The following is a 22,507-nucleotide window of genomic DNA, read 5'->3' as shown; positions in this document are numbered from 1 at the left end:
TTCATGAAAACAATGAATGGTTTAAAAGTATAAAACCGCTTTTTCATGAACCGACTAAAGTCTTCAATCACTCCAGTAGACTGAAGGTTATTGACAAAATATTTTTTTACCATTAAAATTTATTTTGATGAACAAAAAGGTGGTGGATCCATGTTCTCTATATTATCTGATCATCGTCTATATTTACGCATGTGGCTGTCTCAAGTCATATCCTATTTGGGCGACGGCATAACAAGGGTAGCGCTCATTTACCTCATCGGAAAGTCATCCAGCCATTCTTTGCTCATCGGAATGGTTATATTCGTCCAATTGTTCCCAACTGCTGTCTTGAGCTTAGTATTCGGTCCTCTTGTTGATCGATTTTCTAAGCGGCGGCTGATGGTGTTCTCTGACCTGTATCGAATGATCATCGTTCTTTGCATGGCTGCCTTTGCACACTCCCCCATCATCTTGCTCGTTTTGTTGGGATTGCATGGGATCGGGACAGCGCTATTTGTACCTGCCCAATCTTCCATCGTTCCGTCCATTATCCCAAAGGAACGAATTCCAGAGGCGATTGCGCTATCAAATGGAACAGCATCGGCTATGCAAATAATTGCACCGGCCATTGGGGGACTTTTTCTTTTAAGTGAACGATACGATATCAATTTTATGGTTAACGCCGCTACATTTCTCCTTTCGGCCATTTTGATTTGGAGCATCAAGTTTAAAGAATACCTTCATCATAAGCAGAAAAAGAGCGGTTATTGGCTGGATGCTTTGACTGGATACCGAGACATTTTTCTGTTACCTATCTTGCGTTTTTTCTTATTCATGATGATTCCATTATCCTTCGTGATCGGTATTTTGAATACAAATCTTGTCAGCGCTTTATTGCATCATTTTCATGTCTCTCCTTCTCACTTCGGTTTTCTGGAGGCAAGCATAGGGGTGGGAGCGATTTTAGGTTCTTTACTTGGACCAAAGTTGCTTCAAACCATCCCAGCTAATCGATTATTATGGATAGGAATGATGCTTATTGGCGTATGGATGGCGGGTATTGTGCCTTTGAACGTGTTCGTCCATAATTGGGGGGATTTTCCTCTCTATACTTGGTGTACTATGGTAGGAGTATTGAATGCGTTGGTGAATGTGCCGATTAATAGTTTGTTTATCTCTATTGTGCCGCAAGAATTAAGAGGTAGCGGTTCTGCTTTAATGACGACGTTCTCCAATTTTCCCATAATGCTAGGAATCATGATAGGCGGTTGGTATGCCGATGTGATCGGAAGTGTTTACGCAACCGCAACGAGCGGCATCTTGCTCGTACTGACAACTTGTACTTATCCACTCTTCCAAGGATATCGACAATTGAGCCAAGTTGCATTCAACACAGAAAGGAGTAGCATAGAAGGATGAAAGAATTAAGTGATTTGGAATTGGCCAAAATCTTGATTAACCCAAAACGAAACAAAATTTTGGACTTAACGAAAAACGAAGCCTTAACGGTGAAGGAACTAGCGAAAAAATTAAATGAAAAACCATCGAGGCTATACTATCATGTCAAAAAGTTAGAGGAATACGGCTTATTAGAGGTTGCAGGCGAAAAGCAGGTCGGAAATTTAATTGAAAAATCCTATCGTAGAAATAACGACATCGATACAAATGTGATGCTGAATGAAAAAATGATGTCAGAAAGCAAATCAGAGCTCATGAAAGAATTAAAAAATACTGTTTATACAGGGCTCTCGTTATTGGAAAAAGAATTGGAGGAAAACAAGCAATTAAACCAATATCAACATCATGTGGAACTAAGCATCTCTTACCATCATATGACCGGAGAGGAATGGCTGCACACCCATCATCATCTCTTTCATCAGTTGGGAGGGAACAATCGGGAATTACCCTCTAAAGTGAAAGAAGCCTTAAAAGAAGAAGATCGTTTCAAACGAGGAAAGTATGTGTTTGTGTTGTTAAGTTACAAAATTGAGGACGAGGAATAACCGACTCATGGAATGACTGTGTTTGGCAAGTAAAAAATACACAATATGGCGGTGAATTTGTGCACAACCTTGCCAGTTCCCGTATTTTATCGGTTCTTTTTAGATAGAGCGTGCCGCAATCGATAACTTTCCCCCGTAAAGGTGAGAATATGGGCATGGTGCACCAATCGGTCAATGATGGCGGCCGTTAAACGCTTATCCCCAAATATGGTGTTCCATTGTCCAAATTCCAAGTTCGATGTGACAATAATGCTCGTCTGTTCGTAACACTCGGCAATTAAACTGAACAACAATTCTGCCCCATCTTTATGAAACGGAATAAATCCTAGTTCATCTAACTCACATTTCGCACCTTAACAGAGTCCAAACAAAGGATTTTTTATTTAGTTTTTCAGAATAACTTTTTGACCAACACGACGAGCGATGGCAATCCTTTTTTTACCATCGCTAGTCGTTCCGTATCACGTTACACGTAGATGCTCTCATCCATGCCCAATCCCTGCAGAATCCTTCGCTGGTCCGGGTTGAGGGGGCGATCGAGTGCGCGTTGGATGCGCCCGTCTGGCAGCTCCAGCAGGATGACGTTCACATATTGAAACAGCTGAAAAATCGCCTGTCCCGTTGGCCGTGTCAACTTGCGGCCTCCCGCGCCCTTTAACGGGTGTTCGGGTGTGATGAACTGGCGCACCCGGCGCTGAAAAACGCGGTAAATCGCTAGGGCCAACAGAAACAAATAGCCCAATGCGGCGACCCGTTCCGGTTTTTTGACGTAAATCTCATCTGTGAAAAACGGATCTTTCAAAAACGCGAAGTTCATTTCCACCGAGATTTGCCCTTTATACAGCTTCAAGATTTCTTGGGCATCCATGGGTTGGCCCTTCCATTCCTTCGGAACGGTCGTGACGAGAACAAACCGGGACGCTTTCCGTCTTGCCTGTTCCCATGTCGGTTGGTTGAATTCGACGTTTAGGTGAAGGGTGTACAGCGTCTCCGTCTCGGGCTCCGCCCCTTTTTTGGCCGTCCGCGCCGTTTTTTCGGACGCACGATCTCTTTGACCGCGGCGTTGACCCGATGAAACCGGGGGCGAAGGGACGCCTTGAGGGATGTCAAGGCTTGTTCGGCGTCTTCCCGGCAGGAGAAGGGATGGCGCTCCCAACGCTCTTGTTCCTCGCGAAGAAGCTCCGCTTCTTTCGCCCGCTCTTTTTCGAGCGTTTTTCCTTTGCGCTGGTCGAGCGCGCTCGATTCGACGACGATCAGCCGAACCGAGTGGCCTTCATAGGTCGAGGCCGTTTCCCATACCCGATGCGTGGCGCCGTTTCTCTCCGCTAGGGTAAAGGGTTTACTCCACGTGATGTGAGGCGAATCGGCCTCCGCGAGCGCCTGTTTCACGATCCGGAGCGATGAAGGGCCTCTGGTGATCAAAAAGGCGTTGGCGGCTTTCGTCTGCGCCAAGGTGTCTTTTGTCATCGCGGCGGAATCGGCCACGTAAATCCATTCGTCGTCGAGGTGGGCTTGCTTCAGCTGTTCATGGACACGGGACAGCACCTCGGGATTCCATGTTTTATCAGACAGGTTGCCGTCGTGCACATCGCCGTAAAACGGGATGCCATCCTCGTTGCCGACCAGTCCGAAGCCGATCTGTTTTTGCCAATGCTGATGGCGGTTGTAGCCATGTGTGATCTGCAGAGCCTCTAACGAGGCCGATTCATAGGCTCTGTAAACCGTCTTGTCTGTCGTATCGGCGTGAAAGGCTCGGAGGGAAAGGCCTTCTTTGTGATAAATGTGAATCAAGCAAGTGCTGATGACCTTGTGAATATCGGCCTCATACAAGCGGTCGAGATGACGGGCCAAGGCATCGTCGTTCAACCAGGAAGGATGGAGACCGGGACGAATGAGTTTCTCTAGATCGATCTCCTGAGCCCATCGTTCTAAGTGAACAAGGGCTTGCCGGCCGTCAAATAGATTGTAAAGGATGGCCTGAACGGCATCGCTGACTCGCGTTTGGCACTGTGGATCGACGGGCACAGGATGGTCAATCAAGTGGGGGAGGTCCAGTTTTTTGACTAGAACACTTATTATATTCAAATAATCATTACGATAGACCCCTTTGACTTTCACATTCATGAGAGAAAAACTCCTTTACGTTCCTTGTGTGTCAAGGATTCATTCGACATCGGAATGAAAAAATCCTCCCGATTTTCGTCGGGAGGGTGCGAAATGTGAGGCGGAACAAAAAAATCCTCTCGATTTTTGCCGAGAGGGTGCGAAATGTGAGTTCTCAAAAAGACTTTTCCAGACTTTTTGAGAACAAAATAAGCATTATCATTATTCTGACTACAAAGATCAAATTGTTTGACTACGAGCAACTACATCTCAGGTTTATAATTATATTCTTTTCTGTCAAATCAGCCACTTTTTTCCTCTTGATCAATTTCATTTATCTCACCTCCTTTCAGGCATAAAGATGACTAATCAAGGTGTGCGTATTTTCACGGAAAAGATCCATGGGCAACGTTTTGCCCTCCACCCGGGCATGAAAATGACCAATCCAAGCACGTGCATTTTCACGGAAAAGCTAAATTAATCATGCATTTGAAGATTACATGGTATGAAGCTTGGTAAATAAGGTATATCAGTACAACTAATCGTTTTTTATGTCTATTCCAGCGTAAACAGTAACTAATTCAAGGGCTGTTCGAATTCCCTTCTTTAAAGGTGGACAAGGACTCCTTTGTTCTTTAATTCTAATTAGTGGACAATGCATTCCCTGACAAGTTGGCTTTAAAATGCAAGAGTTACATTGCCTATCATCTTTCGCATCTGCCGTTATCCATAAGGTAAGTTTATCTTCATCAATATCAAAAGTTCCGTCTCCTCTAATTTTCCCTAATTGATTCAGAGGCTCATCTAATTCTAAAGTACATTTATAAATAGTTCCATCTGCCCCAATCGCAAAACTATTCGGAAGACCAGCGTAACAAACACTTCCCATTGGGTCAAGGGAACTTAGCAATTCAGTGGAGGTCGGAAAATAACAATGTGCTCGTTTTTGAACCTCACTCATAACTTTAAAACTTTCTTTTGGATCATATAGTGGTAGATCTTTAGCAGATGTTCCACCATAATTCTGCACAGGTTTAAAATATAATTGGAAACGTTCATCTCCATTCAAAAACTCTGAAAGCAGTTCTATTAATTCTTGCATTCTATCCTTATTGGTTTTATCGAAATTTGAGCGGATTAAAACTTTAAACTCTAAATCAGTCTTTTGAATACTTTTTAAATTGTTTATAATACGATCAAAAGTAGGACCACCATCTTTAAGTATTCTATGTGTATCATGGGTATCTTTCGGCCCGTCTAAAGTGATTTGATATTGGATAATATTCAAATCTACCAATTCACGAAATAGATTTTCATCGAGTTCGTATCCATTTGTTGTAATTCCAGAGTTGAATGTAAATCCGAATTTTTTAGATATTTCTTTAACTTCTTTATTAATATTCCTAATTACATTTACACCTTCTAATGGCTCCCCGCCGAACCAAGCAATATTTAGACTATTAATATGAGGTGCTTTTCGTAAAATATGCTTAATAATAGCCTGTTGAATTTCTTTCGGCATTTCCCCCCTTAAAAATTTCTCGAAGCAATAAACACACCTAAAATTACATTCTTCTGTAGAATATAAAATTAATTCATAGTGATCCTTTCGATTTTTTTCCATATCTCTCATTAAATCTACTAATCGATTTTCATCGGTTGAATGATGTACCAAAAAATGTTGATTAATTAACTCTGTTTCTAATTCATTTGCAGGTTCACATAATAACCCCTCCCGTAAAATAGTTTTAACCTTTTCTTTTGTTTTTACATCTTCAATTGTTGCTATAGCTCCAGAAAAAGTGTTAAATAAGATTAAAGTACCTTCTTGAGTCTCATGTTTAATTGTGTAACGTGATTTGCGATATTTTTTATACATTTCTATCCTTCCTTTTTTTAGAATAATAATTAACTCAGGGCTATTAATTGAAAACGGTGATTTATCAAAATCACCATAAACATTGCTTATTTTAAAACCAACAGTACTTAACATATTTTTTAATTCAACAGCAGTATAAATTCGTAAATCAAGGTGGTATTCTTTTATATTGCTATTATTTCTTTTTTGTCTAATTTTTAATAGTCCATTTAATAAATCGATTTCCCTGCTTTCAAAAATTGGCTGGTGGAAAATATCATAAAAATATGAACTGTCCTCAAAATATTTCAATAACAACTCCCTGTTAAAAACATGCACAATAAATATCCCTTGATATTTTAGAGAATTATAAACTTTACCGAAAATTTTAATGGTTTCTTCATCGTTAAAGTAACCAATAGATGTTTCTAAACAGTAGACTAAATCAAAGACTTCAATAAAATTCATAAAACGTGCATCGCAGAACATAATATTAGCAGCGGGATCGGTTTCCTTGACTTTGGCTACTGTTTCGTAATGTGAATCTATGCCAATAACATCAAAGCCTAGTCTTCTAATAGAAAAAAGATGTCTTCCGTTACCACAACATAAATCAAGTATTTTACTCTCTTTTGGAAGAGTATCAAGCATGGACTTTAAAAATGCAACCTGTTTTCCTGTTTTTTGGCTGTATAAAAGTCCATAAGCATTTTGGTAAGAAGTATACTCAAAAAAATGATTCAAATCATTTTTAATATCCAATAATTGCTCTCCTCCTACCCTGAAAACTCGAAAAAGACAAGAACGATCTCTACCTAACCATTAGAAGTAGGTTTTAAAAGAAAGAATTTCAGTATATATGGTTTACCGATAATGCGCACTCGTTTTTTCCAGTTTCACTTGATACCCTATCCCCCTAAATTGCTTCATCGTTTGACACACTAGGTTCGTTTCTCGCTACCAATCCCAGTAGTAGGTTTCCAAACTCTCTATACCTCTATACTGTTCCTTTCTGGTTAAAATGACGTAGAGGATTTGTAACATCGTTCTTCCCACAGCGATACTCGCCCGATTTACTCCTCTTCGTTTAGCGATCCGATGATACTTCACGGATAAATGGGTGTTTTTCGTTCGGGCCATGGCACGAGCACCCCACACCAGGTGTAACCTCAACTTCTTGTTTCCTTGCCTCACCCGTCTATATTTCCATTTCCCGAAACTTTCGTGATTTCCCGGCGCCATGACTGCCCATGAAGACAAAATTGAATTCACAAATGATCGATCGTTCGTTCTGGGTTCTGGTTGATTCTTCGAATAAAGGCTTGAACATTCTTTCCGATTCCATGCACAGATTTAACCCATGCAAGATTTCGCTTGTTCCACAAAGGATATAAGTTGATCCTCACTTTTGCTGAATGAGTTCATCGACAATCATAAGCATCTCTTTACGTTACATGTGTATCAGTGGGAGATAAATGTCGTAGCATTTTTCTCATCTGTTGTAGGGATCATTGTTTGTTCTGATTTCAGATCAGCTTTCTGTAAGTGAACATCCCTTGATCAGTGGTCCAAACATATTAAACAGGTCAAACCATTATTACAGCTATCCCATTTGTCGAACTATGATTTTTCCACTCATGAAAATACATCTGCTCTATGATTTTTGATGTTTTTGAATTTTAGTAATTATATTTTCAAAAATGTCAAGCAGGATCATTACTAAGAGTCAGTCAAGACTTTGTGGAAACTTTTTTGATTCGCTGAAAACAGGTGTAAATCATAGGTTGGCAAACCATTTTTTGAATTTAGTCCGTAAGCGCTTTTGAATTCTCATCCCTTGCCATGGCAGATCGATATGTATACCTTTTTTTTACCATGCCTTGAGTTCAGACAGGGCATGATAGATCGGTGTCCCGGACGATTGCTTTAAATATGGCACGTTATTCCGCGTGATCTCAGGCCAAAGACGGCGGACGCGTTGTTTCGCCTTGTTCACGACCGTCTGTTTAGTGGATGTCGTTTCCTCCGCCGGATGCGACGATCCTTCTCCGAAACGACGTCCGAAAAGACGAATCCCATCCATCCGGGCAATCATTGCCTTGAAAAACGCCCTGAGTCCCTTGTCGGTCCAACTGCGGCGGTATTTCACCCGATACGCCAACTGGCTCATCACGCTTTCAGCCCTCCCCATCGGATACAGGTATTGTCAAAAGTTTATCCTCCACACTCACGGTTTTTCCTTGGGTTTCAACGGTTGAACAAAAAAAGCTTACCACCCCCGTTGTTTTCCGCCATCATTGAGGTAACGACACCCAACAGCCAAAACAAAGGAGTGACAAGCTTTGTTACCTCAATGATTAGCCTATTTGCTTGAAATAATCAAGACCCAATATCAAATTATCGTGTATTAGATGGGTGTGATATTGGGAAAATCGTTGAATCTCGAGGACTTGGACGAACCCATCCAAAAACCGTACCGGAAACTTCAAGTCGATGACCTTCCGATCATCGATGTGCCGGAAACCCTTGATTACCGGAAGCTGTTGGCGGACTACGAAGCCCAGCACAGACGTCCTTTGCGGCCCATCCAGCGCCGCGCGAAGGCGAAACACCGTGTTCCGGATTCGTTGACCTGCCCTCGCTGCCAGGCTCCCTCTTCTTACCTGTACGCCAATAACGGCGGAAAAGGGCAATACCAATGCAAAGTGTGCCAGTGCCGGTTCAACCACCGAAATCGGTTCACCAAGCAAGCGGTCTTTCGCTGCCCGCACTGCAAAAAGACGCTGGAAAAAATCAAGGAACGCAAAGAATACAACATCTATAAGTGCAAGAACAACGATTGCCCGTTTTACCGGGCCAACCTTCGACGGATGACGAAGAAGGAGCGCCAACGTTTCAAACAGGATCCTCAAGCCTTCAAGGTGCGGTATTGGTTTCGAGAGTTCTTGTTTGACTTTCTACCGTTGGCTTCCTCGTCACCCATCAAGCCGAAGGTCGATTTGTCCCGGCTGGCTGTGTCGCCGCACATTCTGGGGCTGGTGTTGACGTACCATGTCAACTTTGGAATGTCTTCCCGCATGACGGCAGCCGCCATGAAGGATATCCACGGCGTGTCGATCTCCCATCAGACGGTGCTCAACTACGCCAACAGCGCCGCGCTTTGGATCAAGCCCTTTGTCGACCGATTCCCGTACGAGCTGTCCGGATCGTTCTGCGGAGACGAGACGTATATTCGCGTCAAAGGGCGCTGGCATTACATGTTCTTTCTATTCGATGCCGTCAAAAAGATCGTGCTGTCGTATCGCGTCTCGCCCAATCGGGACACGCTCTCGGCCATCAAGGCCATCAATGATGTCTTGCGGAAGCGGCCATCCATCCCGGACGACTTGTCGTTCGTCGTCGACGGCAATCCCATTTACCTGCTGGCGCAGCACTTCTTCGCCCATCACGGGATTTCGTTTGACATCCGCCAGGTGATCGGGCTGGCCCATGAGGACCCGGTGTCCGAAGAGTTCCGTCCACTCAAGCCAATCATCGAGCGATTCAACCGGACCTTTAAAGGCAACTGCCGCCCGACCCATGGGTTCGGCGCGGAAGAGGGCTCGGTGTCCTTTGTGACGCTGTTTGTGGCGTATTTCAACTTTCTGCGCCCGCATAGCGCGCTCGAAGGCCGGGTCCCGGTCGTCATTCCGGAGCTCGCCGAGCTGCCGCATATGCCGGCCCGGTGGACGAAGTTCATCGCCATGGCACAAGCGTTTCTCCAACAAGAGGCGGCCTAACTTTTTTTGTCCCCGTCGCCCTTGACAACCCTTTCGCACCTTTGTGGCGGGTGTTGGCCAAGGACGAATCCGGCTCCCCACATGCCTCACGATGCTCGATGGGATGGTCTGTGTGGGTTTTTCATAGAACTTTTGACGCTACCTCAGTCCCTTACCAAGTACACGTTATGGTAAACAAACTATATATTTACAATTAAAATCTTACTGGAAATAAAAAAAAAAAAAAAGAACTTTATTACCATATCAAAAATAGGTATTTATTCATAAAAATCAATAAATTCATTTTCTTCTATTCTTTTCATGCCGAAAAAACCATTGAAAAACGAGCACGGCATCCGAGCCGGCAGCATGTCATCGGCATGACAAGATCCCTCTAATGGCAAAGTAATTAAGGCCTGCGATCTGTTTCCATCCATCACCGGCCTTCTCGCGGCGCGAAGCTATCCAAGACTTTTTTCTTTCCCGTCCATCTGCGCCCAATCCTTCGCTGCCTTCACGAATTGCCGTTTTCATCCATCGGCTGCCGAGCCCCGATTTCCGCCGGGGTGCGCAAGTCATACCCTTCGTCGTTTTGGCTCGTGTGAATCAGATCCTCATGGGCTCCCATCTTGCTGGCCTGCTTTACTTCCTTTTCCGGCATGACATGTTCCATAGAGCAGCGATCCTCCTCGTCCATGCGGCCGCGATGACAGCCGCCGTTTTGTCTAGTTTGCTCCTCCATCCGTCAATTATATGATTTCCGTCCCCGCCTCCCGCCTTCTCATAAAAAAGTATTGACAGTCAAATGATCATTCAGTACGATTTTGTTAACAACAAGAGAAAAGGGGGTTTACATATGAATCGCCAACGTCCTGCTTTTCGGGCCCTCGACATCACCTTTGTCGCTATGTTTGTCGCCCTCATGGCCATCGGGGCGAACATTACGTCGTGGGCGCCGTTTCTTGTCGTCGGCGGTGTTCCCATTACGCTGCAAACGTTTTTCTGCGTCCTTGCCGGCGCGGTGTTAGGGCGGCGGCTCGGTGCGGTGGCCATGATTGTGTATATGCTCGTCGGCCTCGCCGGCGTGCCGGTGTTTGCCAAATTCAACGGCGGACTGTCGATGATTTTCCAACCGACATTTGGCTTCATTCTTTCCTTTATCGTTGCCGCTTATGCGACCGGATGGGTCATCAACCGCGGCCCGCAGCCGGCGTCCAAGGCCCGTTTCGTCACCGCCGCCTTGGTCGGCATGGTCATCAACTATGTCATCGGCACGAACTGGATGTACATGGCGTACAAACTATGGGCAGAGGCGCCGGAAGGGCTTTCGTACGGCATGGTGTGGGGCTGGATGCTTGCCCCGCTGCCGAAAGACATTTTGTTGTCGATCGCAGCCGGCTTGATCGCCCCAAGGATTTGCCGGGCGATCGGACGCTCCTCCGCCGCGGACCGTTCGGCGGCCTAAATCTGAAAAGAGCCTGACTCAAAAGGGAAATTTCCCTTAACAACCATAAGAAAAGGGTGTCCCAACAAATCGGGACACCCTTTTTTCAAGTTAGAAAAACAACCGGAGAATTTGGTACACAAATCCGGCAATGAGCGCGGAGATTGGCAACGTGATGATCCACGTCATGACAATGCGGCGGGCGACGCCCCATTTGACGCCTTTCACCCGTTGGGCGGCGCCGACCCCCATGATGGCCGAGGAAATGACGTGCGTCGTACTGACTGGCAAATGCAACAACGTGGCGGAAAAAATGACGAGCGCCGAGGATAAGTCCGCTGCCGCCCCATTGACAGGGCGGATTTTCATAATTTTTCCACCGACCGTTTTGATGATCTTCCATCCGCCGACAGCCGTCCCCAATCCCATGGCTAAGGCGGCAGAAATGCGCACCCATTCCGGCACGACATCTGAGTGGTGCATTTCGGCAGCGATCAGCGCCATCGTAATGATGCCCATCGTTTTTTGGGCGTCATTCGTTCCATGCGTATACGCCTGCAATGCAGCCGTTACAACTTGAAATAGACGAAACCCTTTGGTTGTTCTTGTTAAATTGGCGTCTTTAAATAAGAAACGAAACAAACTCATAATGACAAACCCAACACCCATCGCCAAAAATGGAGAAATAATCAATGATTCCAAAATTTTAAGAAAACCTTGGTAGTGGATTACATCCCAGCCAGCGGCGGAAATGGCTGCCCCAGCGACCGAACCGATGAGTGCATGCGACGAGCTGCTCGGAATGCCATAATACCACGTAATTAAGTTCCAGGCAATGGCAGCAACCAGCGCTGCCAAAATGACGAGAGAACCGTTCTCAAGGGTGAATGGATCGACAATGTCTTTCGTAATCGTTTTCGCGACGCCGGTAAAGGTGAGCGCGCCGATAAAGTTCATCGTCGCAGCCAAAATAATGGCTTGACGCGGCGTGAGCGCCCTTGTTGACACCGATGTGGCAATGGCGTTGGCCGTATCATGGAAGCCGTTGATAAAGTCAAACGCCAATGCGAAAATGACGATGCAGATCGTTAAAATCAGGATCGTATCCATAAACACAGCGTCCCCTTTTTATGCGTTGCGCATGATAATCGTCTCTAACGTATTGGCGACATCTTCACAACTGTCGGCAATCTCTTCCAACATTTCGTAAAGCTCTTTGTATTGAATGATTTTAATCGGGTCTTTTTGCGTCACAAACAAGTTTTTGATCGACGCGCGCAAAATTTCGTCGCACTTCGTTTCATAGTCCTTGATTTTAATGGCATGTTGGCGCATATCGAGCAATTTTTTGTTCGCAAGCAGTTCGAGGGCGTGAACAATTTCAATCGTGCTTTGATAAATATAGTCAAAAAACTTCACCATATGTTCATCGATGTCCGTGAACGAAAACATTTCAAACCGCGCCGAACATTGCTCAAACCCATCAAGCACATCATCCATTTTCATCGCCAACTGGTGGATGTCTTCCCGCTCGATCGGCGTAATGAACGTTTTGTTCAATTGGACGACCAGTTCATGGATGAATGAATCGCCCTTTCGTTCGTACTCTTTCATGACGCGGGCAAATTCTTTCAAGTCGCTTACGCTTTGAATTTTATACTCGACAAAATATTGCGCCGCTTCCTTCACATTTTCCGAAATCGTAAACAACATGTCGAAGAAAACGTCTTTTTTCGGTGAAAAAATCATATCGGACACCCTCCATTTGCGAAATCAAAATCACCGCTACTTATTGTAACAATTTACACAGCATTTACAATAAGACAACAAAAAACTTTACACGAAATTTACACTACATTTACATTCTGTTCGCTTTTCCTGCTATGTACTATAGTAGCGTGCCAAACAAAAGCCGAAGCTATGCACGTCCGCTTCGGCTCGTTCGCTGCCGGCATACCCCGCCCTCACACTGGGCGCCTCTGCGCCAAGGCAGCGCCTGTCGATCAGCCTGCCGGCGTTCGTTTTATTCAAACCGCTCGACAAACGCGGTGAGCGTGCGCACCATCACGCCTGTCGCCCCAGCCGGACCGAGGTCGCCGTCTTTCTTTGTGGCGGCCGTGCCGGCGATATCCAAATGCACCCACGGCGTATCTTCCACAAATTCGCCGATGAACGCCCCGCCCATAATGGCGTGTCCTTCCCGCCCCGGAGAATTGTTCAAGTCGGCGATTTTGCTGCTTCGCACCCGCTCGCGGTCGTTTTCTGTAATGGGCAGCCGCCAAATGAACTCCCCGGTTTCCATCGACGCTTCAAGCAATTGCTCAAACAGCTCCTCATTGTTCGTCATCGCGCCCGTTTTGTCCGTGCCCAAGGCGACGATCACTCCGCCCGTCAACGTGGCGACATCGATGATATAGCTGGCGCCGTGCTGTTTCGCATAGGTCACCGCATCGGCCAAAATGAGCCGTCCTTCCGCATCCGTGTTTTTCACTTCAATCGTTTTTCCGGACAGCGACGTAATGACATCGTCCGGCTTGAACGCCTCGCCGCTGATCATATTGTCGGTCGCCGGAATGACGGCGAGCACGTTTTGTTCCGGCCGCAGTTCGCCGATGGCTTCCATCGCCCCGAGCACCGCCGCCGCGCCGGCCATATCGGTTTTCATGTCGACCATGCTGTCGCGCGGCTTCAAACAATAGCCGCCCGTATCGAACGTCACCCCTTTGCCGACGAGGGCGATCACGTCTTCCCACTCGTCTTTTCCTTGGTATTTTAAGACGATCAGTTTGGGCGGCTGTTTCGAGCCTTGATTGACGGCCAAAAGCGCTCCCATGCCGAGCCGCTCCATGTCTTCTTTCTCCAAAACTTCATAGTCAAAATCGTATCGGTTCGCGAGCTTCACGGCATAATCAGCCAAATCCGACGCCGTCAGCAAATTCCCCGGCGTATTGACAAGCGTGCGCGCCGAATTCGTCGCCTTCCCGTATACCGAACCGACAAACAAGCTCGCTTCAATTTCTGCCGCTTCGGCCGCCGTGTAGACGATGAGCGATTCGAGCTGGTAGTCCGGTTGTGACTTTTTCTGCTTATACCCAGGGAATTCATACGTCGCCAAGTGATAGGCTTCCGCCAAGGCGTGCGCCGCTTCGTTTCCATCGACGGCCTCGGTCGTAAACGTGTCCAGCGCGACCGCCGCTTTCGTCCGCTTCGCCTGCTTCAACGCGCGAAACAGCTTGCCGAACACCTCGCGCAGCCGCTCAAACGTCAACTCTTCTTTTTTGCCGAGACCGACGAAATACAGCCGCTTCGCCCCCATCGGCAAAAATGGATGAACGGTGGCGATGCGCCCCCGCTTCGCGGAAATATCGCCTTCTTTCTGCAGTTCCGACAGCCGTCCGCCAAGACGGGCATCGTATTCGCCGGCAAGGCCGCTCCATGAATTCGCCCCTTCAAACAAACCGATGACAAGCGCTTCATCCCGTTCCTCCACCGACGGCAAAGGTTTTACCGTAAACATCGTCTCATCCCTTTCCATGTTGATTCATTCCCACCTTCATTATAGCGAAGCAAAGCGATTCTTTCGACTATCTAACTTTTCTCTCCTTGCGTTCATGCAAAAAAATCAGCTGAAACGGACAGGAAATCACGCAGGGCAAGGCGAATCCGTAATCATCACGATGATTTAGAAAGGACCGACGCTGATGAGAATCGTTTCCCTTTGTCCAAGCAACACCGAACTGCTCGCCTATCTCGGCCGCCTTGACGATGTCGCCGCCGTCGACGATTCGTCCGACTGGCCGCCGGAAGTGAAGCAGCTGCCGAAAGTCGGGCCGGATCTGCGCATTGATATGGATCAAGTCGAGGCACTCAAACCGGATCTCGTCGTCGCATCCCTAAGCGTGCCCGGCATGGAGCGCAACGTCGAGGAGCTCAAACGGCGCGGGCTCCCGCATCTCGTGCTGGCGCCGAATTCGCTCGATGACATTGCCAACGACCTTCTTCGGCTTGGCGAGGCGCTTGGCGAAACGAAAAAAGCGGCCGAACTCGTCCGCCGCTATCATGACGTGCTTGATTGGCATCGCGAGCGGGCCGCATCGGCTGAACCGTCCCGCCTTTATTGGGAATGGTGGCCGCGGCCGATCTTCACACCGGGCGGCGCCAACTGGCTGAGCGAACTAAGTGAGCTCGCCGGCGGGCGCAACATTTTCTCCGACATCCCGCAAGCGAGCGTTCAAACGGAATGGGACGACGTTCTCGCCCGCAATCCGTCGCACATCTTGCTCGTTTGGGTCGGCGTGCAGACAAAAAAAATGAGCCCGAAAGCCGTCACGGCGCGCCCGAATGCCCAACAGGCCGAGGCGGTCCGCACTGGGAACATCCATATTTTGGAAGAATCGCTCTATTGCCGTCCGTCTCCGCGCCTCTTGGTCGGATTAAAAAAATTGGCGCCGCTTTTGCATCCGGCGCTGTTTCCTCCCGCTGACGACAGCGATCCGCTTCTTGGCCGCTGACGGGCGGGAGCCCTTTTTCAGCTTTTCGATTCCAAATATTGCTGCCGGAACACTTGCATCGTTTCATCCTCGTTCAACCGCGTCAATTCTTCCTCCGACAGCGTGCCGTCCCCTTTTTGGATAATGTAAACTTGCACTTTCCTTTTTCCCCAATATTTATAGACATCTTCCACGGTTTCGTAATATAAATCAAGACGATGGCCTTTGATCGCCCCGCCTTTGTCGGCGACGACGCCGAATCCGTATCCAGGGATGAACAAAATCGTGCCGATCGGAAAGATCGATAAATCGGCAGCAATCGTCGAATAAAGGTCGCGCTTAACGCGGACGCCGGAGTACGTGATGCCATACTCAGGGTGATCAGGCGTTTTCCCGGTCGATTCAATGCCGGCTGTATAGCCGGTGGCGACCACTTCAACGGAAGGATATTTTGACCAGTCAAAATGATCCTCAAGCCGCAAAACGGAGCGGCCCCCGTTTTTCGCGAGCTCTTTCATTCCCCAGACGGGCTGATGATCCATCGATAAAGCGCTCGGAAAGGGATGGAGAACCGTCTTCGCGTCAACCCCGGAAACGGACTCGAATGTCGCAAAGAGCGCCGCCAAAAACAGCAGCGTCATCGCGGTTCGGCGCACGAACTGCCTAAACCCATTCAATGCTCTCAACTCCTCTCACACCTCTATTTATCTCCATCCAAAATCGAAATATTCATTGCGAATGAGACAAAAAACGAAAAAACCGTCCATGAACAACCTCATTGTGAAACCCGAGCGCAAAGCTTGTGCGTTTTGCCAAAAACATACACGAACCGACGTTGTGATCCGCTCGGGCGCTCATCAGCGCTGTTCACAAAAAAAACGCCCCTGCCCAAGGCAGAGACGCTCTAAAACATTTGATACCCTTTCGCCCGCAGCGTGCGGATCGCCCATCCGGCGCAAAGAGCGCCGGCAAATCCGCTTGACAAAATCAACAGATCCGCCGCCGCCAGCGAAGTGATTTTCCGGCCGAGCGCGGCGAACGCCTCGGACGGTGCGGTGAAATAGCGCGTCAACGGCACATCATCAATAATGAAAACCGCAATCAACGGAAAGCAGACCGCTGTAATCCATGTCATGCGCAGCAACATATTCACCAAAAACCCAATGCCAAAAAACAACACAAAAAATAAAACCATCGAAATCAAAACAACCGGCAAACTCATTTGCATCCGCCCTTCACCTCCCGTACACCCGTTTTCAGTGTACTGGATCGGGCGGATGACCGTCAATGTTCGTTCTCTTCTTCATGATCGCCTGATTGGTTCCAAACGATGTTTCATGTCTTCAGACGAACGTCAATGATCGTCATCCTCTTCGTGATCGCTTCCGGTTCCTTGGCAACTGTAGCACGTTTCCGATCCGCCCAAAAGCAGCTGAACGTATCCATGCCCCTCGCAGTACGGGCAGTCGTTTATGGTCCATGTTTTTGTCATCGATGTTCCCCTCCGTTTCTTTTTTGTTAATATATCAAAATTTTCTGTAAAAACAAACGGCGATTCTCCCCCATTTTCGTCCGTGTAAGCGGATACATCTTTCGATCGCTTTTATTTTCTTGACTATTCTTTCAATTTCGATGATTCGAAGTAAAGGCGGTATTTCGTGTAGCCGAACGGATCGCCGGGATTGAGTCCATCATGCAGCGAAAGGGAATCAAGCGGCTCGAGCGCCAACAAATAGCGAAGCAAGCCTGATGTGTTCGGATCATTCTGAAGCGCCGTTTTGCTTAAAAACGCGGCGGCATACAGCTCATCCGTCTGCACGACGATGTCGCGCGAGAGCGGGCGCAACAGAAAAATCGCCATATTGTCGCTGATCTCCCCAGCGATGACGCCGGTGCGCAAGCCAAGAAGCGCGACCGGTTCGGCGTCGATCCCCGTTTCTTCCTTCACTTCCCGAACCGCCGCCTCATCGAGCATTTCCCCCGGCTGGACGAACCCGGCCGGCAGCGACCATTTGCCTTTTAGCCCGCTGTATTTTTTCTTGACAACGAGCCATTCCCCATTCTCGTTTATGACCAGTCCGGCCGCCGCAATCCAAACGTTTCCTCGTTTGTTGTCCATCGTCCTCATCCTTTTCTCCCTATCGTTATGCACCGTTTGTATTTCGACAATCGAGCGGCGGATCCCTGTTTCGTTGCCATACAAAAAAGCTCCCGCCATCACGGGAGCTTTTTGAATCGATTAGAAAAATTTAAATTTGCCTTTTTTCATCACAAGCGACGAACCGCCGATCAAATAAAGGGCGCGGTTGTCAATCACTTTTTTCATGAAGCTCGCTTTGGCGCCCCACAGCTTTTTGCCGAACACGACGCCGATGGCATCATCATGGCCGAGCGAGCAAACCGTCCCTTTAATATCCGGCTTAAACGGCTCCAGCTCCCCTTGTCCACGGATGAGCACCGCCAAGTTTTTCGCGCACAGCTGGCCTTCTTGCATGGCGATTTGCGCCGTCGGCGGATACGGGCGGTTCGTTTCTTCATCAATCACGAGCGAACAGTCGCCGACGACGAAAATGTCTTCATGCCCCGGGACACGCAAGTACGGGTCCACTTTAATGCGCGCCCGCGCCGCTTCAAACCCAGATTCCTCGATGACGCGGCTGCCGCGCACGCCGGCCGCCCAAATGACCGTGCCGGCTTTAATTTCCTCGACATCATCACCTTTAGCGACAATGATGCCATCCGGCGTGCATTCCTTAATCGCCGTGCCGATTCGAAACTCGACTCCTTTGCGCTCAAGCTGGCTGACCGCGTACTCGACGAGCTCCGGATCGAAGCCCGGCAACGCCGTTGGCGCCGCCTCCACGCAAATAATGCGCACTTTGTGCGGGTCGATGTCATACTCGCGGCACAGCTCCGGCATCCGGTTGGCGAGCTCGCCTAAAAATTCAATGCCGGTAAATCCCGCCCCGCCGACGACGATCGTCAATCGCTCCTCTTTCTTTTCCTCTTCTGCGTTGTACGTCGCAAACTGGTACTCGATATGTTCGCGGATTTGCCGCGCGGCGTCGACATTGGCGATCGAAAATGCGTATTCCTTCAACCCTTTGATGCCGAACGTTTCTGATTCAAACCCAAGGGCAATGACGAGATAATCGTACGTCAGCTCGCCGTTTTCAAGCAGCACTTTCTTTTCGTTTGGAATGATTTTCGTCACCGTATCTTGGATGAATTTCACTTTGTTCCGGTCGATGACATCGCGGATCAGATAGCGGACACGGTCATGATGCAGCGTCCCGGCCGACGCCTCATGAAGCCATGTCGTCTCATAATGGTAATCGTGCTTGTTGACGAGCGTAATGTTCGCTTCGTTCACGCCGATGAGCTTTTGCAGGCGAACGGTCGTCATCAACCCGCCATAGCCAGCGCCTAAAATGACAACGTTTGGTTTTCTCACCTGGATCACTTCCACCCTTTTTCATTTTTTCTCATTCATTTGTTATAGCTTTTGCGGCCGCCCCCGTTTTTATTGAGCGAAGTTTGTGAAATAATTCACGTTAACCGCCAAAAAAATGTCGAGGGACTGTCACAAAAAATTAACAATCTCTCCACAAAACATATTAGTCCTTTTTCTTTCCCTTTTCAAGTTTTTTTTTCTGTTCGTCCAACAAAAAGGATCGTTATAACCACGCCCATTTATGGTAAGATAAACTTGTAATGCCATGACTTCGCGCAGGGAGGGATGTCGGTGAAAGAAGATCGCAACGTCTACGATGTCACCATTATCGGCGGCGGGCCGACCGGGATGTTTGCCGCGTTTTACGGCGGCTTGCGGCAAATGAAAGTCAAAATTATCGAAAGCCTTCCGCAGCTTGGAGGGCAGCTGGCCGCGTTATATCCGGAAAAATACATATATGATGTCGCCGGATTTCCGAAAGTGCGCGCCCAAGAGCTTGTCAACCAGCTGAAAGAGCAGATGGACCTATTTTCGCCGACCGTCTGCCTAAACGAGTCGGTCGACACGCTCGAAAAGCAGGAGGACGGAACGTTTAAACTCGTCACCAATCAACAAATCCATTATTCGAAAACGGTCATCATCACCGCCGGAAACGGCGCCTTTCAGCCGCGTCGGCTCGAAATCGAAAGCGCTTCCCGCTATGAAGGAAAAAACTTACATTACTTCATCAACGACTTGGGGCAGTTTTCCGGAAAGCGCGTGGTCGTCTGCGGCGGCGGCGACTCGGCTGTTGACTGGTCGCTCATGCTCGAACCGATCGCCCAAAGCGTCACGATTGTGCATCGCCGCGACAAATTCCGCGCCCATGAACATAGCGTCGAGCAGCTCAAGAAGTCCAGCGTGCAAGTGAAAACGCCGTTTGTGCCCGTTGAACTCGTCGGCGATGAACACGCCATCCGCCAAGTCATCCTCGAGCATGTGAAAGAAGGAACGAAAGAAACGATCGATGTCGACGCCGTCATTGTCAACTACGGCTTTATTTCTTCGCTTGGCCCCATCAAAAACTGGGGGCTTGACATCGAAAAAAATGCGATCAAAGTCAACTCGCGGATGGAAACGAACATCCCCGGCGTGTATGCGGCGGGCGACATTTGCACGTACGACGGGAAAATCAAGCTGATCGCCTGCGGCTTTGGCGAAGCGCCGATCGCCATCAGCAGCGCCAAAACGTACATCGACCCGACGGCGCGGATGCAGCCGGCGCACTCGACATCGCTGTTTTAATGGCGCTCCGTCGGGAAAACAAGCGGAAGCGAAGGGGCGCTCGGCATTTCGCCTTAACGCCGCATCCCGACTGATTGGAGCCATTCATATAGCCCGCCCCGTCCACACCCGTTTTTCAAGCAAAAGGCGCCCCTCTTTGTTGGGGGCGCCATACTCATGCCTCATCCCTCTCGCTCCAGCGAAACCGACTCGCCATCAGTATTCCCAGCCTTGTTTTTCGTCCATTCCTCCCGCTCTCTCTCGAGCAGCTTCACCTGCCGGCGCAGGCTGAACAAACGCACCCATCCGAGCATGCCGACGACAAGGCCGCCAAGGACGGCCGAACCTAAAATGACGATAATGAGCGGCAAGCGGGTTTCGCCGACTAAATAATGGATCGTCACCTGCTCGACATTCGCCACCGCCAGCAGCGCCACAATGAGCGCCAAGACAAGCGCCAAGATGACATTGATTTGTCCTTTCATCGTTTCTCCTCCTTTGGCGCTCCCGAAAAGGCCGATGTTGGAGCGCGGCCGTTTTCCCCAATTTCGTGAGGGAAAGACCACCCTTCCAACATTTCGCCAGTCGGTACACGCCCGCGTTTTCAACCGGCCGTGCGGCGAAAACCGGCCTTCTCAAGAGCCCGACGTCACGGCAAGGCAGGCCGTTTTCCTCTGCCAGGCAGATGGACGTCATCCCGCCTGCTTAGCATTGCTCCGGCGTGCCGGCATTGGTCGCTGTGCGGAACGAGGAGCCGCAGCCGCATGTCGCAATGGCGTTCGGATTGTTGATCGTAAACCCGCCGCCAAGCAGCGACTGTTTATAGTCGATGACCGTTCCGCGCAAAATCGGCGCGCTGTCGCGGTCCACCAAAATTTTGATGCCGTGCTGCTCAAATTCGATGTCATCCTCACGCCGCTCATGGTCAAAGCCCATGCCGTACGACAACCCGCTGCAGCCGCCGCCATGGACGCCGACGCGCAAGTACGCGCCCTTTTCTTCCTGCTCTTTCATCATATCTTTGATTTGAAACGCTGCCGCTTCTGTCAGCGTAATAACTGCCTCTGCCATCCATGATCCCTCCTTTAACGGTTGACACTGGCCAAACAGCTTGGCCGTTTTTCGACAGGTTCGCCCGCTTTCACCCGACGGCTCAGATGGGGCGAATCCCTTGAATGATTCCGATCTTACTTCATAGTATACCGTCTTTGCCTTTCGATGCTCAACCGTTCCGCCCGCCTCGGTAGTAATAAACGCCGGTGCACACGGTCTCCGCCGGACCGGTCATGTGCACGCGCCCGTCGTGCCCCCATACGATCGTTAAATCGCCGCCGGCCAAATGGACGACCGTTTCCTCCCCGCGCGCCGTTTTGCCGTTTAACACGGAAGCGACGACCGCCGCGCACGCTCCGGTCCCGCACGCCTGCGTCACGCCGGAGCCGCGCTCCCAGACGCGGAAATGAAGCTCGCGCTCGTTCACCACTTCGACAAACTCGACGTTCACCCCTTCCGGAAAGCGCGGGTCCTTTTCCACGAGCGGGCCAAGCGTCGTCACCGGCGCTTTTTGGATGTCATCAACGTAAAAGATCACATGCGGGTTGCCCATGGACACCGCCGTAATTTCATATTCGCCCCCAGCGATGGCAAACGGCTCGGCGACGACCCGCTCCGCTTCCGGACCAAGCATCGGAATGGCGCTCCGCTCAAGGCGCGGCTCGCCCATATCGACCGTCACGCTTGTCACTTCGCCATCTGCTACTGCAACACGGGCTTCGACAAGCCCGGAGAGCGTTTCAATCAAAAAGGTGCGGTCGCTGACGATGCCGTGCTCGTACGCGTATTTCGCCACGCAGCGCAAGCCGTTGCCGCAGTTTTTCCCTTCCGAGCCATCGCTGTTAAAAATGCGCATTTTGACTGGCGCTTTCTCCGATGGACAAATGAGAATCAAGCCATCGGAGCCGATGCCTGTGTGGACATCGGCGACGCTGCGGGCGATCGCCGGCAGCTCCTCCTCGGGCAATGTTTCCCGGAACAGATCAACGTATATGTAGCTATTACCCAATCCATGCATTTTCGTAAACGAAAAAGAACGCACATGACTCCCTCCTGAACATTTTTTGCGCTTCGCATGTATAATGGCGGCATCTCCTGGGCA

Annotated in this window: 19 protein-coding genes and 4 pseudogenes; 6 read left to right on the top strand and 17 right to left on the bottom strand. The window is 49.0% G+C overall.

All coding sequences use genetic code 11. From position 1 onward, the window contains the following. The first annotated feature begins 90 nt into the window (after positions 1–90). Positions 91–1,398, top strand: coding sequence for an MFS transporter (locus ACVX3G_RS05630; protein WP_128721765.1), 1,308 nt, complete (start codon positions 91–93; stop codon positions 1,396–1,398). Further along, complete coding sequence (locus tag ACVX3G_RS05625; protein ID WP_021322671.1) at positions 1,395–1,982, top strand: winged helix-turn-helix domain-containing protein; 588 nt, start codon at positions 1,395–1,397, stop codon at positions 1,980–1,982. Before ACVX3G_RS05630 ends, ACVX3G_RS05625 begins: the two co-directional genes overlap by 4 nt. Positions 1,983–2,068: 86 nt before the next feature. Here the strand turns inward: ACVX3G_RS05625 and ACVX3G_RS05620 are convergent. The 4 genes and pseudogenes from ACVX3G_RS05620 to ACVX3G_RS05605 form a co-directional block, all read right to left on the bottom strand. Then, positions 2,069–2,320: pseudogene (locus ACVX3G_RS05620) on the bottom strand (ATP-binding protein); the annotation flags it as partial. Between the two features lie 128 nt (positions 2,321–2,448). Further along, positions 2,449–4,106: pseudogene (locus ACVX3G_RS05615) on the bottom strand (IS1634 family transposase). 517 nt (positions 4,107–4,623) lie between these two features. Beyond that, positions 4,624–6,705 carry a radical SAM protein gene (locus ACVX3G_RS05610; RefSeq protein ID WP_479454596.1) on the bottom strand — a complete coding sequence of 694 codons (2,082 nt, stop codon included), beginning with the start codon at positions 6,703–6,705 and terminating at the stop codon, positions 4,624–4,626. Between the two features lie 1,108 nt (positions 6,706–7,813). Then, positions 7,814–8,143: pseudogene (locus tag ACVX3G_RS05605) on the bottom strand (UPF0236 family transposase-like protein); the annotation flags it as partial. 166 nt (positions 8,144–8,309) lie between these two features. Between ACVX3G_RS05605 and ACVX3G_RS05600 the strand changes: the two are divergent. Continuing rightward, positions 8,310–9,722: pseudogene (locus ACVX3G_RS05600) on the top strand (DDE-type integrase/transposase/recombinase). A 257-nt stretch (positions 9,723–9,979) separates the two neighbouring features. Here the strand turns inward: ACVX3G_RS05600 and ACVX3G_RS05595 are convergent. Both ACVX3G_RS05595 and ACVX3G_RS05590 read right to left on the bottom strand, forming a co-directional pair. Then, positions 9,980–10,138: a hypothetical protein gene (locus ACVX3G_RS05595; protein ID WP_227412624.1), complete on the bottom strand. Its 159-nt coding sequence runs from the start codon at positions 10,136–10,138 to the stop codon at positions 9,980–9,982. Between the two features lie 77 nt (positions 10,139–10,215). After that, positions 10,216–10,374, bottom strand: a complete 159-nt coding sequence (locus ACVX3G_RS05590) for a hypothetical protein (RefSeq protein ID WP_021321792.1) — start codon at positions 10,372–10,374, stop codon at positions 10,216–10,218. 183 nt (positions 10,375–10,557) lie between these two features. Between ACVX3G_RS05590 and ACVX3G_RS05585 the strand changes: the two genes are divergently transcribed. Next, complete coding sequence (locus ACVX3G_RS05585; RefSeq protein WP_025038983.1) at positions 10,558–11,166, top strand: biotin transporter BioY; 609 nt, start codon at positions 10,558–10,560, stop codon at positions 11,164–11,166. A 90-nt stretch (positions 11,167–11,256) separates the two neighbouring features. Here the strand turns inward: ACVX3G_RS05585 and ACVX3G_RS05580 are convergent, their stop codons facing one another. The 3 genes from ACVX3G_RS05580 to ACVX3G_RS05570 form a co-directional block, all read right to left on the bottom strand. Then, positions 11,257–12,255, bottom strand: a complete 999-nt coding sequence (locus tag ACVX3G_RS05580; RefSeq protein ID WP_013524519.1) for an inorganic phosphate transporter — start codon at positions 12,253–12,255, stop codon at positions 11,257–11,259. 18 nt (positions 12,256–12,273) lie between these two features. Then, positions 12,274–12,894 (bottom strand): DUF47 domain-containing protein, encoded by a 621-nt coding sequence (locus ACVX3G_RS05575; RefSeq protein WP_011232416.1) that lies wholly within the window; start codon positions 12,892–12,894, stop codon positions 12,274–12,276. 274 nt (positions 12,895–13,168) lie between these two features. Continuing rightward, positions 13,169–14,662, bottom strand: a complete 1,494-nt coding sequence (locus tag ACVX3G_RS05570; RefSeq protein WP_020278461.1) for a leucyl aminopeptidase — start codon at positions 14,660–14,662, stop codon at positions 13,169–13,171. 184 nt (positions 14,663–14,846) lie between these two features. Here ACVX3G_RS05570 and ACVX3G_RS05565 point away from each other — a divergent pair, with 184 nt between their 5' ends. Next, positions 14,847–15,656: a cobalamin-binding protein gene (locus ACVX3G_RS05565; RefSeq protein WP_020278460.1), complete on the top strand. Its 810-nt coding sequence runs from the start codon at positions 14,847–14,849 to the stop codon at positions 15,654–15,656. Positions 15,657–15,673: 17 nt separating this feature from the next. On the opposite strand, the gene ACVX3G_RS05560 is transcribed toward ACVX3G_RS05565, so the two are convergent. The 5 genes from ACVX3G_RS05560 to ACVX3G_RS05540 all read right to left on the bottom strand — a co-directional run bounded on the left by ACVX3G_RS05560 (position 15,674) and on the right by ACVX3G_RS05540 (position 19,098). Continuing rightward, a complete protein-coding gene (locus tag ACVX3G_RS05560) occupies positions 15,674–16,312 on the bottom strand; it encodes a 3D domain-containing protein (protein WP_025038982.1) in 639 nt (212 codons plus the stop codon). 227 nt (positions 16,313–16,539) lie between these two features. Beyond that, on the bottom strand, positions 16,540–16,863 hold the full coding sequence (locus ACVX3G_RS05555) for a YuiB family protein (RefSeq protein WP_014196657.1): 324 nt from the start codon (positions 16,861–16,863) through the stop codon (positions 16,540–16,542). 126 nt (positions 16,864–16,989) lie between these two features. Next, positions 16,990–17,127: a YuiA family protein gene (locus ACVX3G_RS05550; protein WP_013524523.1), complete on the bottom strand. Its 138-nt coding sequence runs from the start codon at positions 17,125–17,127 to the stop codon at positions 16,990–16,992. Positions 17,128–17,250: 123 nt separating this feature from the next. Then, on the bottom strand, positions 17,251–17,754 hold the full coding sequence (locus tag ACVX3G_RS05545) for an NUDIX domain-containing protein (protein WP_011232422.1): 504 nt from the start codon (positions 17,752–17,754) through the stop codon (positions 17,251–17,253). Between the two features lie 120 nt (positions 17,755–17,874). Then, positions 17,875–19,098: an NAD(P)/FAD-dependent oxidoreductase gene (locus ACVX3G_RS05540; RefSeq protein ID WP_015375722.1), complete on the bottom strand. Its 1,224-nt coding sequence runs from the start codon at positions 19,096–19,098 to the stop codon at positions 17,875–17,877. Between the two features lie 276 nt (positions 19,099–19,374). Between ACVX3G_RS05540 and ACVX3G_RS05535 the strand changes: the two genes are divergently transcribed. Then, the gene (locus ACVX3G_RS05535; protein ID WP_479454595.1) at positions 19,375–20,373 is read left to right on the top strand and encodes an NAD(P)/FAD-dependent oxidoreductase; all 999 of its coding nucleotides are present in this window, start codon (positions 19,375–19,377) and stop codon (positions 20,371–20,373) included. A gap of 161 nt (positions 20,374–20,534) precedes the next feature. Here ACVX3G_RS05535 and ACVX3G_RS05530 read toward each other — a convergent pair whose 3' ends face one another. The 3 genes from ACVX3G_RS05530 to dapF all read right to left on the bottom strand — a co-directional run bounded on the left by ACVX3G_RS05530 (position 20,535) and on the right by dapF (position 22,447). Beyond that, positions 20,535–20,837, bottom strand: a complete 303-nt coding sequence (locus tag ACVX3G_RS05530; RefSeq protein WP_011232425.1) for a LapA family protein — start codon at positions 20,835–20,837, stop codon at positions 20,535–20,537. Positions 20,838–21,057: 220 nt separating this feature from the next. After that, entirely contained in the window at positions 21,058–21,423 is a 366-nt protein-coding gene (locus ACVX3G_RS05525; RefSeq protein WP_020756751.1) for a HesB/IscA family protein, read from the bottom strand. 151 nt (positions 21,424–21,574) lie between these two features. After that, positions 21,575–22,447 (bottom strand): diaminopimelate epimerase, encoded by an 873-nt coding sequence (dapF, locus tag ACVX3G_RS05520; protein ID WP_025039316.1) that lies wholly within the window; start codon positions 22,445–22,447, stop codon positions 21,575–21,577. Positions 22,448–22,507: the final 60 nt, after the last annotated feature.

This window comes from Geobacillus sp. PLS 41, from assembly GCF_056494105.1.
The sequence above is the reverse complement of the archived record's forward strand: the minus strand, read 5'-3'. Positions and strand labels throughout refer to the sequence as shown.